This window comes from Rahnella sp. BIGb0603 (assembly GCF_024808755.1).
Lineage (GTDB): Bacteria > Pseudomonadota > Gammaproteobacteria > Enterobacterales > Enterobacteriaceae > Rahnella > Rahnella contaminans.
The window spans coordinates 1,061,486-1,073,568 of the sequence record NZ_JANUEX010000001.1 but is presented as its reverse complement, the minus strand read 5'-3'; the positions used below and the strand labels follow the sequence as shown (position 1 = coordinate 1,073,568).

Sequence of the window (12,083 nt, the reverse complement as noted above, 5' to 3'; positions counted from 1 at the left end):
TGACTAAAAAAACGGGTGATCACATGATGAAAGAATGGGCCACAGTTATCTCGTGGCAAAATGGTATTGCAACGCTGCGTTGTGAAACGCAGGCGGGTTGCAGTAGCTGCCATTCACGCTCAGGTTGTGGTGCCCGCGTATTGAATGAGTTAGGGCCACAAACCGAGCATAATCTTCAGGTCAGCATCAATGAACGTCTGGAACCGGGTCAGAAAGTCGAACTTGGGATCCCCGAGGGAAGCCTTCTTCGTTCGGCATTTTTGGTTTATATGACGCCATTGTTTGGTGTCATTGCTGGCGGCGGGTTGCTACAGGCCCTGCTGAAAGAAGATATGTATGCAGTGATTGGTGCTGTGCTCGGCGGTGGATTGGGCTTCCTGATTGCAAAAGCGCTGGCGGCAAAAGTCGACGGCAAAGCTGGTTATCAGCCGGTGGTCTTGCAGGTCGGGTTACCACCGAATGCATTCCGCTACTCTGCTGACAGCTAAAACCTCTCCATTCGTGATCCGTATAAATGCCACTGTTTCTTTTGATTCAGTGGCATTTTTAGTTTCTGACAGGTATCCGGTTCTGAATCATATGCTCAATCAGCGCGATGAAAAGATCTGCGCTTGAGAGCGAGGTATAGTGCACGGAAAACAGGATCCTGCCGTGTTTATCTAGCAATCGAATCAGCGGGCTGTTGCTGCCACCGCTGATAAACTGAATGTCTTCAACCGGCACCGTTTTCCCTTCATCCGTGGTCAGCATCAGCGCGCTCAACCTGATTCGTTTTTCGTGCGTTGCCAGAAGGTTAGAGCTGAGAAACCGTTTAAATCCGCAGCGGGCATTGAGCAGACGGGTAAAAAGAATATCGCCACCCTGAGCCAATGTATTTAATGCCCACGGACCACGAAACATCAGTTGTTCGTTTTTAATAACTTCAATTAACCGCTCGGAATGAGCAATGTTTGGCGTGATCCGATGCCAGGTTTTGCTATTTTCTTCACGAAATATCATCGTGTTTAAAATGCGACGTGTATATTTACCGGTTCTGAAACGATATATATCTATAATCCTTTCGAACGGAATAAAACGATTCTTTTTATCCGTCTGGCTTATAACTAAAATACCGTTTTCATGCAGCTGATAGATTTGATGTGGACGGATGAAGCGTCTTAGCATGATGAGGACAATCCCCAGCGCAATGCTGAGCAAAGCAGACAGCACAACGCTGTGCAGCCCGGCTGCGGTATGCCCGAAAGCCAGCAGGAATGCAATTTGCACCGCGCCGCCGATCAGTAACAGAACTGACAGGACCAGAGTGATCCACGAGTTGGCTTTGGCAAAGCCATGCTGACTGAGCAGCCGCCCTTCATTGATCATATCGCTAACCTTGTGACCGGATTGAATTAAAATAAAAAAGTTGTTTAAAGAAGACAGTAATTAAAACCTAAGTAGGTTGGGGGAGAGTTATTTCTTTTTATAACAATATATTAAGTCGCGGTGTCTGTTTTTGTATATGGGCATTTTCCTAAAATAAACAGAAGGCGTTTGTATTTTCCCGACTCGGATTAATGGACGTTGCTGGCAGGCGCAAAGAGGCGACAAATGAAAATAAATGAAAAGTTGACCTCTTCCTGATGGGAAAGCTCGCATAATCTGGAGTTAGGGTGTGCCGAGACTAGGTTTTCCCAGTGCTGGCATGTAGAATGCTGCGACTTAGGCGAAAGACAGCCAACCTACAAACCGTCGCTGTATGTTCATGGCGAATGATTCAGAAATACCAAGGCAGAAAAACTTTTATAATGAAGCATATACGAAATTTCTCCATTATTGCCCACATTGACCACGGTAAGTCGACGCTGTCAGACCGTATTATTCAAATTTGCGGTGGCTTGTCCGATCGTGAAATGGAAGCGCAGGTTCTCGATTCAATGGATCTGGAACGTGAACGCGGCATCACCATTAAAGCGCAAAGCGTCACCCTCGATTACAAAGCGAAAGACGGTCAGGTTTATCATCTGAACTTTATCGACACCCCGGGGCACGTTGACTTCTCTTATGAAGTTTCCCGTTCTCTGGCCGCCTGTGAAGGTGCGTTGTTGGTGGTCGATGCCGGTCAGGGCGTAGAAGCGCAGACCCTGGCAAACTGTTACACCGCGATGGAAATGGATCTGGAAGTGGTTCCGGTTCTTAACAAAATCGATTTGCCAGCCGCTGATCCCGATCGTGCTGCACAGGAAATCGAAGACATCGTGGGTATCGATGCGACCGACGCGGTACGTTGCTCGGCGAAAACCGGTGTTGGCGTGCCAGAAGTGCTGGAACGTCTGGTTCGTGATGTTCCGCCGCCGGAAGGTGATCCTGAAGCGCCGCTGCAGGCACTGATCATCGACTCCTGGTTCGATAACTACCTTGGCGTGGTTTCTCTGGTGCGTATCAAAAACGGCACCATGAGAAAAGGCGACAAAATTAAAGTCATGAGTACCGGACAGGTGTATAACGCCGATCGTCTGGGTATTTTCACGCCTAAACGTGTTGATAAAGACATCCTGAACTGCGGCGAAGTTGGCTGGTTGGTTTGCGCGATCAAAGACATCCTGGGCGCGCCGGTAGGCGATACCCTGACATTAGCGCGTCAGCCTGCGGACAAAGCGTTGCCTGGTTTCAAAAAAGTGAAACCTCAGGTTTATGCCGGCCTGTTCCCGGTCAGCTCTGATGATTATGAAAACTTCCGTGACGCGCTGGGTAAACTCAGCCTGAACGACGCCTCCCTGTTCTATGAACCAGAAAGTTCTACCGCGCTGGGCTTCGGCTTCCGCTGTGGTTTCCTGGGCTTACTGCACATGGAAATCATTCAGGAACGTCTGGAACGTGAATACGATTTGGATCTGATCACCACCGCACCGACGGTAGTGTATGAAGTCCTGACCACCGGTAACGAAACCGTTTATGTCGACAGCCCCTCTAAATTGCCTGCGCTGAACAACATTCTCGAATTACGCGAGCCTATCGCCGAATGTCACATGCTGATGCCGCAGGAATATCTGGGCAGCGTGATCACGTTATGTATTGAGAAACGTGGCGTGCAGACCAATATGGTTTATCACGGCAATCAGGTTGCGCTGACTTACGAAATTCCAATGGCGGAAGTCGTGCTCGATTTCTTTGACCGTCTGAAGTCCACTTCGCGCGGTTATGCGTCTCTTGATTACAATTTCAAACGTTTCCAGACTTCTGACATGGTGCGTGTTGATGTTCTAATCAATGGCGACCGTGTGGATGCGCTGGCGCTGATCACTCACCGTGGCAACTCACAGTTCCGTGGACGCCAGCTGGTTGAGAAGATGCAGGAATTAATCCCGCGTCAGCAGTTCGACATTGCAATCCAGGCGGCGATTGGTGCTCACATCATTGCCCGTTCGACGGTTAAGCAATTACGTAAAAACGTTCTCGCCAAGTGTTATGGCGGTGACGTAAGCCGTAAGAAAAAACTGTTGCAGAAACAGAAAGATGGTAAGAAACGCATGAAGCAAGTGGGTAACGTTGAGTTACCACAGGAAGCGTTCCTGGCCATTCTTCACGTAGGCAAAGACAGCAAATAAATCCTTAATTGAGTTGTAGGGAGTATGCATGGCTAACATGTTTGCCCTGATTCTGGCGATTGCAACGCTGGTATCAGGGATTATCTGGTGCCTTGATCGTTTCAAGCTGGCACCCGCACGTCGGGCGAAAATTGCTAAAATTAAGGCCGAAACTGGCGGTGCAGTTGACGACGTCACGCTGAGCAAGGTCGCGAAGCAGCCAGGCTGGGTGGAAACCTGTGCTTCTGTATTCCCGGTACTGTTAGTCGTGTTCGTGGTGCGTTCATTTATTTATGAACCCTTCCAGATCCCGTCCGGTTCAATGATGCCAACGCTGTTGATTGGCGATTTCATTGTGGTGGAAAAATACGCCTATGGTCTGAAAGATCCGATCACTCAGACCAAGCTTATTCCGACTGGCGAACCAAAACGTGGCGATGTGGTGGTATTTAAATACCCACGTGATCCGAGCGTTGACTATATTAAACGTTTAGTGGGGCTGCCGGGCGATCGCGTAACCTATGATCCCTTCAGCAAGCAGGTGACCGTTCAGCCTGCCTGTGAAAATGGACAGAGTTGCAATACGGCGCTTGCGGTGACTTACGACACGGGCACAGCCAGTGATTTTGTACAGACTTTCGGCCAGTCTTCTGGAGGCGAAGCAAGCAGCGGTTTCTTTGAGACTCCGCCGACCGGCAACGTTCCGCAGGACGGCGTTCGTCTGGTGCAACGCAATGAAACGCTGGGCAATGTGACTCACCGTATTCTGACCGTGCCTGGCGCGCGTGACCAACTGGGTGCGTATTATCAGCAACCGGGTCAGCCTCTGGGAACCTGGGTTGTTCCGGCCGGCCATTATTTCATGATGGGCGACAACCGTGATAACAGTGCCGATAGCCGTTATTGGGGCTTCGTGCCAGAGCAGAATTTAGTGGGCAGAGCCTCTGCAATCTGGATGAGCTTTAAAAAGCAGGAAGGTGAATGGCCGACCGGTGTTCGTTTAAGCCGTATTGGTGGGATTCATTAATCTGCTGGCGTCAGCAGCCCGATAATTCAAGTTGCAGGAAGCTCTGGCTCCTGCAACTTCTGTTTTGGCGGCTATATTAGCGCAGCATTATATTTTCACCCGTTGTAGAATATCCTTTCGGGCGATAAAAGTTGGCCCCCTGATTTTTAGTTTTTCTTTGAAAAGAACAAAAACACAAAAGAACAGAGGGAGCCACTGCAAACGAAACAGCTTTGGATTGGCTTAGGGCGAAGCAGGCCTGTTCCGTATGCTGAAGTTTTTGACGCATTCTTGATCTATTGGTAACTCATGAATCCCATTGTAATAAACAGGCTTCAGCGGAAGCTGGGCTACACTTTTCAACAGCAGGAGCTTTTATTGCAGGCACTGACTCACCGCAGCGCCAGCAGTAAGCACAATGAGCGTTTAGAGTTCCTGGGTGACTCAATTCTTAGTTATGTAATTGCTAACGCTTTGTACCATCGCTTTCCTCGCGTAGACGAGGGCGATATGAGTCGTATGCGTGCCACGCTGGTACGCGGAAATACGTTAGCTGAAATGGCACGTGAATTCGATCTCGGCGAATGCCTGCGTTTAGGGCCGGGCGAATTGAAAAGTGGTGGTTTCCGCCGTGAGTCAATTCTCGCGGATACGGTGGAGGCACTCATTGGCGGCGTGTTCCTGGACAGTGATATCCAGACCGTCGAAAAGCTGATTCTCGATTGGTACCGTAGTCGTTTAGACGAAATCAGTCCCGGTGATAAGCAGAAAGACCCAAAAACCCGTTTACAGGAGTTTTTGCAAGGTCGCCATCTGCCGTTGCCTTCTTATCTGGTTGTGCAGGTTCGCGGTGAAGCGCACGATCAGGAGTTTACCATCCACTGCCAGGTCAGTGGCTTGAACCAGCCGGTTGTAGGAACCGGTTCAAGTCGCCGAAAAGCCGAGCAGGCGGCAGCGGAACAAGCGCTGATACAGCTGGAGCTTGAATGAGCGAAGAAAAAAGTTACTGTGGTTTTGTTGCAATCGTAGGCCGTCCTAACGTCGGCAAATCTACATTGCTTAATGAATTATTGGGGCAAAAAATCTCCATTACTTCACGCAAACCACAAACCACGCGTCACCGCATCATGGGCATCCATACCGAAGGGCCATATCAGGCTATTTACGTGGATACCCCGGGGCTGCACATCGAAGAAAAACGTGCAATCAACCGCCTGATGAACCGTGCTGCAAGCAGCTCAATTGGTGATGTTGAACTGGTGATCTTCGTGGTTGAAGGCACAAACTGGACTGCTGATGACGAAATGGTCGTCAACAAACTGCGTGATTTGAAATCGCCGGTTCTGCTGGCTATCAACAAGATTGATAACGTCACCGATAAATCTAAATTACTGCCGCATTTGCAGTTCCTTAGCGAGCAAATGAACTTCGTCGATATCGTGCCTATCTCTGCTGAGAAAGGGACCAACGTAGACACCATCGCTGCTCTGGTTCGCAAACGTCTGCCGGAAGCGATTCATCACTTCCCGGAAGACTACATTACCGACCGTTCACAGCGCTTTATGGCCTCTGAAATCATCCGTGAAAAACTGATGCGTTTCCTGGGCGAAGAGCTGCCGTATTCAGTCACCGTTGAAATCGAACGTTTCGTCACTAACGAGCGTGGTGGTTACGATATCAATGGCCTGATTTTGGTAGAACGTGAAGGCCAGAAGAAAATGGTTATCGGTAACAAAGGCTCTAAAATCAAGACGATTGGCATCGAAGCCCGCCAGGACATGGAAAACATGTTCGAAGCGAAAGTCCATCTTGAGTTGTGGGTTAAGGTCAAATCCGGCTGGGCAGATGACGAACGTGCATTGCGCAGCCTGGGTTATGTAGACGACTTATAAGGTCCGCGCCTATGGAAGGCTGGCAACGCGCATTTGTTTTGCATGGGCGACCTTACAGTGAAACCAGCCTGATGCTGGATCTCTTCACTGAGGGACAAGGGCGGGTACGCATACTGGCTAAAGGTGCGCGTGGCCGCCGGTCCAATCTGAAAGGCTGCCTGCAGCCTTTTACGCCTTTACTGGTTCGCTGGAGCGGTCGCGGAGAAGTCAAAACCCTGCGCAACGCCGAGCCGGTTTCTCTGGCACTTCCCCTTTCTGGTTTGATGCTTTATAGCGGCCTGTACGTTAATGAACTGGTTTCCCGCGTACTCGAGCAGGAAGCGAACTATTCCGCCTTATTCTTCGATTATCTGAATTGCCTGCAAAATCTGGCCGGTGCCACAGGCTCGCCGGAATATGCCCTGCGCCAGTTCGAATTATCCCTATTGTACCATCTGGGCTACGGCGTGGATTTTCTGCATTGCGCTGGCAGCGGCGAAGAAGTCAGTGACACCATGACTTACCGTTACCGCGAAGAGAAAGGGTTTATCGCCAGCCTGGTTATCGACAATTCCAGTTTCACCGGCAGGGATTTAAAAGCCCTCGCCAGCCGTGAATTTGACGTCGTTACCTTGCGCGCTGCCAAACGTTTCACGCGCATGGCGCTGAAGCCGTATCTCGGCGGGAAACCGCTGAAAAGCCGTGAGCTGTTCCGCCAGTTTCAGGTTAAAAAGCCCGTCTCATCTTCTGACAATTCTGTCGGTTAATTCAGACTCTGCTCTACACCCCGACATCCGCTAAGGTGTAAACTGCGTAAAACGTTTTTGTTCCATTCTTAAATCAATCCATTCAAAAATCTGGAGCTGTTATGGCTGAGTTGCTGTTGGGCGTTAACATTGATCACATCGCGACACTGCGTAATGCGCGTGGTACGGCTTATCCTGATCCGGTCCAGGCTGCGTTTATCGCCGAGCAGGCGGGGGCGGACGGCATTACTGTTCACCTGCGAGAAGATCGCCGCCATATCACCGACCGTGATGTGCGTCTTTTGCGCCAGACTATCCAGACCCGTATGAATCTGGAAATGGCCGTGACCGATGAAATGGTCGGGATCGCCTGTGAAATTCTGCCGCATTTCTGCTGCCTGGTGCCGGAAAAACGCGAAGAAGTGACCACCGAAGGCGGGCTGGACGTGGCTGGTCAGCTCGACAAAATGACAGTCGCCGTTTCCCGTCTCAGCGAAGCGGGCATTCTGGTTTCCCTGTTTATCGACCCGGATTTGCGTCAGATTGACGCCGCAGTTGCCGTCGGTGCGCCTTATATTGAAATTCACACCGGTGCTTACGCTGAAGCCCAAACTGATCTTGAGCGTCTGGCTGAACTGGAACGCATCAAACAAGGTGCAGCGTACGCCGCAGGCAAAGGCCTGAAGGTTAATGCGGGCCACGGTCTGACTTACCATAACGTGCAGCCGATTGCGGCGCTGCCGGAAATGCATGAGCTGAATATCGGCCACGCGATTATCGGTCAGGCGGTGATTGACGGGTTGTCTGGTGCCGTGCGCGAAATGAAAAACCTGATGCGGGAAGCACGCCGTTAATGAGCATTTTAGGTTTAGGTACGGATATCGTTGAAATAACCCGTATCGAAGCTGTGATTGAACGCAGTGGTGACCGGCTGGCGCGCCGTATTCTGTGCGCGAATGAATGGGCTGTTTACCAGCAACATCAGCAGCCGGTTCGCTTTCTGGCCAAGCGTTTTGCCGTCAAAGAAGCCGCAGCAAAAGCGCTGGGAACCGGGATCCGCAACGGTCTGGCGTTTGAGCAGTTTGAAGTGGTCAATGACAGTCTCGGGAAACCGGGGCTGGTATTCCATGCGCGCGCAGCGGAAATGGCGGCAGAAATGGGCGTGAAATCGGTGCATGTCACACTGGCTGATGAACGCCGTTATGCCTGTGCAACCGTAATTATCGAAAATTAATTCAGTGCATCACGCCGTGAATTATACGGTGTGATGCAGTATCACGAATTTATCCCACAGCTCTTCGTTAGTTTCTTTATGTGCTGGATTGATGATGATCGTATTGTCGATCGGGCAGACACTCTGACAGGTCGGTTTATCGTAATGACCGATACATTCCGTACAGCGATCGCTGTCGATTTCATAGATCTCATTGCCCATCGAGATCGCCTGATTCGGGCACTCCGGTTCGCACATATCGCAATTTATGCATTTGTGTGTGATCAGCAGGGCCATAGTCTTTCTCGTATCTTCAATAATCAGGGCGCGCAGTATAGCAGAATTGCGCTGGCGTAGGATCCGCACCCGCGCCTTTCCACATCTCAAATGATCCTGATCAAACCAGCTTTTTCACCAGCTCTTCGCTGTGGCGGATCCGTTCCGGCGCATGCTCTGTATCCTGCTGAACCAGTGCAACAAACAGTAAATCTGTCAGGGAAGATTGCGCGGTGGTAGCCGAAAGAGCCGCGCCGCGCGTTGCCGGTAATTCGGCGACCGTATACAGGCAATGGTCAGCCTGCTGCTGCAATGAATTTGGCGAGAAGCCGGTCAGTGCCAGCACTTTTGCGCCGCTCTCTTTCGCCACCCGTGCCGCCAGATTGATTTCACTGCGCTCACCGCTGGAAGAAATCGCCAGCAATAAATCGTCTTTTGACAGTGCCTGAACGGTGGCAATCAGCACGTGCGTATCGGATTCCGCGATGGCTGTGACGCCGATTTTCAGCAATTTATACGCCAGATCTCTCGCGACCAGCCCTGACGCGCCGATGCCCGTCAGCACAATTTTTCTGGCATCTGTCAGCATTGAAAGGGCTATTTGCAGACGCGGCTCGCTGTTGATATCCAGCGTAGCACGCAGCGCAGACTGCTTTTCGGCCAGCAGCTTTTCCCCGACAACGTGCAGGCTGTCCGTACTCAGAATCTGATTATGGACGGTAACCGGCTCACTGTTATTGGGAGATGCCAGCGATTCACTCATGGCCAGTTTCAGCGCGGGGAAGCCTTTGTAGCCCAGCTTCTGAGCGAATTTCACCACGCCGGACTGGCTGACACCGGCCATTTCAGCCAGTTTTTGTGAACTCAGATGGCGCGCCTGTTCCGGCTGCGCCAGTAAAAAGTCAGCCAGTTTTCGGTCATTTTGTGCCAGTGTCGGGTAAAGCTGGCGGATGCGGATCATGCAGCTCATGGTGGTTTTTCCCAGCCTCTCTGAATACTGACATCACGTTTTACGGATTATGTTATCTAAAATAGCAAATATTCCTCGCAATGATGAATAAAATATTCAAATATCACGTAACTAATTTGAATTAAATATTCAGGAGAACATCATGAGCCATAACGCTAACCTGGGAACCCTTGTTTCAGAAACACGTAACCCGGAAACCATGAATCTGGATGAGATGTCCACGCTTGAACTGGTGACCTGCTTCAACCAGCAGGATCGTAAAGTGCCGGAAGCGATTCAGAAAGTTTTACCGGAAATTGCGAAAGCGGTAGACAGCGCGGCGGCCTCTTTTAAAGCCGGTGGCCGGTTGATTTATCTCGGTGCCGGAACCAGTGGCCGCCTCGGCGTTCTCGATGCATCTGAATGTCCGCCGACTTTTGGCGTGCCGCACGGGATGGTCGTCGGGCTGATTGCCGGCGGCCCTGGCGCGATGCTGAAAGCCGTGGAAGGTGCGGAAGACAGCGAAACGCTGGGCGTTGAAGATTTAAAAAAACTCAACCTTACGGACAAAGATACCGTCGTCGGGCTTGCTGCCAGCGGCCGCACGCCTTACGTGATTGGCGCACTGCGCTACGCAACGGACCTGGGATGCGCGACGGTCGCCATTTCCTGTAACCCGGATTCCCCGATTGCCCGCGAGGCAAACATCGAAATTTCACCGGTGGTTGGCCCGGAAGCCCTGACCGGTTCGACCCGTCTGAAATCCGGCACGGCGCAAAAACTGGTGCTGAATATGATTTCGACCGGTGCGATGGTCAAAACCGGCAAGGTTTACCAGAACCTGATGGTCGATGTAAAAGCCACCAACGTGAAGCTCGTCGACCGCGCCTGCCGCATTGTGGTGGAAGCCACCGGAGCCTCGCGCGCAGACGCTGAACAGGCATTATCGCAAACCGATTTCGACGTTAAACCGGCTATCCTGATGCTGCTGGCAGGTATTGATGCGTCCGAAGCGAAGGCACGCCTGAGTCACCATAATGGATTCCTGCGCGCTGCTCTGGCGGAATAATACGGAGAGAAAAGCATGGCGATGGATAAAACGAATCTCTTGGCTTCACAGATTTTGCAGGGTGTCGGCGGCGAAGGAAATATCAGTAAACTGGAAAACTGCATGACCCGCGTACGTGTGGAAGTGCATGACGACGCGCGTCTGGATCTGACCCGCCTGAAAACACTGGAAGGCATTAAAGGCTACCTTAAGCAGGGGGATCAGCATCAGTTTATCGTCGGGCCGGGTGCGGCGGCGAAAGTCGTGGATGCCATGCGCACATTGCTCAGAACCACCGATGCGCCGGTTCAGAATGATATCGCGCGTAACAAAGCCAGCGCGAAAGCCAAATACTCCGCGCCGATGAGCGGGGCGCTGCGCAAACTGGCTGATGTCTTTATTCCGCTGATACCGGCCTTTATCGCGTCGGGGCTGATCATGGGCATTATCAACCTGCTCAAGCGGCCAGATATTGCCGGTTCCATTGCCACGGATTTCCCGAATATTCTCGGGCTGTTAGCGATTTTTGGCGGCGCGGTTTTCGCCATCATGAATATTCTCGTGGGCGTGAATGCGGCCCGCGTGTTCGGCGGTTCACAGGCGATGGGCGGCGTAATGGCCGGCATTCTCTCCAGCCCGGCGCTGGCGCAAATTACGCTGTTTGGCGAAACGTTGCAGCCGGGACGCGGCGGAGTAATTGCCGTGCTTTTAGTGGTAGCCCTGATGTGCTGGCTTGAAAAACGGCTGCGTAATTTACTGCCGGAATCGGTGGAGCTGATCCTGAATCCGCTGATTACCACGCTGATTACTGCCACGCTCGCTATTGTCATCCTGCAACCGATCGGCGGTTTCATTTCTGACGGCATCGCGCACGGCGTTAATATCGCGATAGATAAAGGCGGTTTGCTGGTTGGCGCAGTGCTGGCGGGCGCTTTCCTGCCGCTGGTCTTGTCGGGGTTACATCAGGGGCTTGTGCCGATCCACGTTGAACTGATTCAGGCGCACGGTTCTAACCCGTTACTGCCTATTCTGGCGATGGCAGGCGTCGGGCAGGTTGGGGCGGCCATGGCGGTATACATGAAAACCCGCAATGCGCGGCTGAAAAAAGTGATTAAAGGCGCGCTGCCGGTCGGTATTTTAGGTATCGGCGAACCGCTGATTTTCGGGGTGACATTACCGCTGGGGCGGCCTTTTATCGGTGCCTGTTTAGGCGGCGCGGTCGGCGGTGCGCTAATCTGTTACTGGAAAGTCGCGACGGTGATCACTTTTGGTATTTCCGGATTGCCGCTGGCGCTGACCATTATTTCCGGCAAAGTCATGTTGTATCTCGCCGGTTTAGTCATTACGGTATTGGCTGGTTTTATTTTTACCTGGCTGATGGGGTTCAACGATCCCGAGGAGTAACGGA

The 12,083-nt window shown here is 51.7% G+C and carries 13 protein-coding genes; 10 read left to right on the top strand and 3 right to left on the bottom strand.

All coding sequences use genetic code 11. From position 1 onward, the window contains the following. Positions 1–23: 23 nt before the first annotated feature. On the top strand, positions 24–488 hold the full coding sequence (rseC, locus tag M2403_RS05105; protein WP_152327813.1) for a SoxR-reducing system protein RseC: 465 nt from the start codon (positions 24–26) through the stop codon (positions 486–488). Positions 489–546: 58 nt separating this feature from the next. On the opposite strand, the gene M2403_RS05100 is transcribed toward rseC, so the two are convergent. Beyond that, positions 547–1,365, bottom strand: coding sequence for a hypothetical protein (locus M2403_RS05100; RefSeq protein ID WP_152327814.1), 819 nt, complete (start codon positions 1,363–1,365; stop codon positions 547–549). Between the two features lie 422 nt (positions 1,366–1,787). On the opposite strand from M2403_RS05100, the gene lepA reads away from it, so the two are divergent. From lepA to acpS, 7 genes are all read left to right on the top strand, one after another. Continuing rightward, a complete protein-coding gene (lepA, locus tag M2403_RS05095; protein WP_152327815.1) occupies positions 1,788–3,587 on the top strand; it encodes a translation elongation factor 4 in 1,800 nt (599 codons plus the stop codon). A gap of 28 nt (positions 3,588–3,615) precedes the next feature. Continuing rightward, complete coding sequence (gene lepB / locus M2403_RS05090; RefSeq protein WP_165059253.1) at positions 3,616–4,593, top strand: signal peptidase I; 978 nt, start codon at positions 3,616–3,618, stop codon at positions 4,591–4,593. A gap of 288 nt (positions 4,594–4,881) precedes the next feature. Continuing rightward, a complete protein-coding gene (rnc, locus tag M2403_RS05085; RefSeq protein ID WP_013576719.1) occupies positions 4,882–5,562 on the top strand; it encodes a ribonuclease III in 681 nt (226 codons plus the stop codon). Then, a complete protein-coding gene (era, locus tag M2403_RS05080; protein ID WP_152327817.1) occupies positions 5,559–6,464 on the top strand; it encodes a GTPase Era in 906 nt (301 codons plus the stop codon). Before rnc ends, era begins: the two co-directional genes overlap by 4 nt. Before the next feature lie 11 nt (positions 6,465–6,475). After that, on the top strand, positions 6,476–7,210 hold the full coding sequence (gene recO, locus M2403_RS05075) for a DNA repair protein RecO (protein WP_152327818.1): 735 nt from the start codon (positions 6,476–6,478) through the stop codon (positions 7,208–7,210). Positions 7,211–7,311: 101 nt separating this feature from the next. Then, on the top strand, positions 7,312–8,043 hold the full coding sequence (gene pdxJ, locus M2403_RS05070; protein ID WP_165059255.1) for a pyridoxine 5'-phosphate synthase: 732 nt from the start codon (positions 7,312–7,314) through the stop codon (positions 8,041–8,043). Beyond that, positions 8,043–8,423, top strand: a complete 381-nt coding sequence (gene acpS / locus M2403_RS05065; RefSeq protein WP_152327820.1) for a holo-ACP synthase — start codon at positions 8,043–8,045, stop codon at positions 8,421–8,423. Before pdxJ ends, acpS begins: the two co-directional genes overlap by 1 nt. 21 nt (positions 8,424–8,444) lie before the next feature. On the opposite strand, the gene M2403_RS05060 is transcribed toward acpS, so the two are convergent. Further along, a complete protein-coding gene (locus M2403_RS05060; RefSeq protein WP_405047806.1) occupies positions 8,445–8,768 on the bottom strand; it encodes a YfhL family 4Fe-4S dicluster ferredoxin in 324 nt (107 codons plus the stop codon). A gap of 31 nt (positions 8,769–8,799) precedes the next feature. After that, on the bottom strand, positions 8,800–9,648 hold the full coding sequence (locus M2403_RS05055) for a MurR/RpiR family transcriptional regulator (protein ID WP_152327822.1): 849 nt from the start codon (positions 9,646–9,648) through the stop codon (positions 8,800–8,802). A gap of 142 nt (positions 9,649–9,790) precedes the next feature. Between M2403_RS05055 and murQ the strand changes: the two genes are divergently transcribed. Both murQ and M2403_RS05045 read left to right on the top strand, forming a co-directional pair. After that, positions 9,791–10,696, top strand: coding sequence for an N-acetylmuramic acid 6-phosphate etherase (murQ, locus tag M2403_RS05050; RefSeq protein ID WP_259228633.1), 906 nt, complete (start codon positions 9,791–9,793; stop codon positions 10,694–10,696). A 21-nt stretch (positions 10,697–10,717) separates the two neighbouring features. After that, positions 10,718–12,079 carry a PTS transporter subunit EIIC gene (locus M2403_RS05045; protein ID WP_152328027.1) on the top strand — a complete coding sequence of 454 codons (1,362 nt, stop codon included), beginning with the start codon at positions 10,718–10,720 and terminating at the stop codon, positions 12,077–12,079. The last annotated feature ends 4 nt before the right edge of the window (positions 12,080–12,083 follow it).

What these genes read in the sequence shown, in the direction of transcription:
- rseC (WP_152327813.1), top strand. Translation starts at nt 24, where the DNA reads ATGATGAAAGAATGGGCCACAGTTATCTCGTGGCAAAATGGTATTGCA.
- era (WP_152327817.1), top strand. Translation starts at nt 5,559, where the DNA reads ATGAGCGAAGAAAAAAGTTACTGTGGTTTTGTTGCAATCGTAGGCCGT.
- M2403_RS05100 (WP_152327814.1), bottom strand. Translation starts at nt 1,365, where the DNA reads ATGATCAATGAAGGGCGGCTGCTCAGTCAGCATGGCTTTGCCAAAGCC.
- murQ (WP_259228633.1), top strand. Translation starts at nt 9,791, where the DNA reads ATGAGCCATAACGCTAACCTGGGAACCCTTGTTTCAGAAACACGTAAC.
- M2403_RS05055 (WP_152327822.1), bottom strand. Translation starts at nt 9,648, where the DNA reads ATGAGCTGCATGATCCGCATCCGCCAGCTTTACCCGACACTGGCACAA.
- acpS (WP_152327820.1), top strand. Translation starts at nt 8,043, where the DNA reads ATGAGCATTTTAGGTTTAGGTACGGATATCGTTGAAATAACCCGTATC.
- M2403_RS05045 (WP_152328027.1), top strand. Translation starts at nt 10,718, where the DNA reads ATGGATAAAACGAATCTCTTGGCTTCACAGATTTTGCAGGGTGTCGGC.
- lepB (WP_165059253.1), top strand. Translation starts at nt 3,616, where the DNA reads ATGGCTAACATGTTTGCCCTGATTCTGGCGATTGCAACGCTGGTATCA.
- recO (WP_152327818.1), top strand. Translation starts at nt 6,476, where the DNA reads ATGGAAGGCTGGCAACGCGCATTTGTTTTGCATGGGCGACCTTACAGT.
- lepA (WP_152327815.1), top strand. Translation starts at nt 1,788, where the DNA reads ATGAAGCATATACGAAATTTCTCCATTATTGCCCACATTGACCACGGT.
- rnc (WP_013576719.1), top strand. Translation starts at nt 4,882, where the DNA reads ATGAATCCCATTGTAATAAACAGGCTTCAGCGGAAGCTGGGCTACACT.
- pdxJ (WP_165059255.1), top strand. Translation starts at nt 7,312, where the DNA reads ATGGCTGAGTTGCTGTTGGGCGTTAACATTGATCACATCGCGACACTG.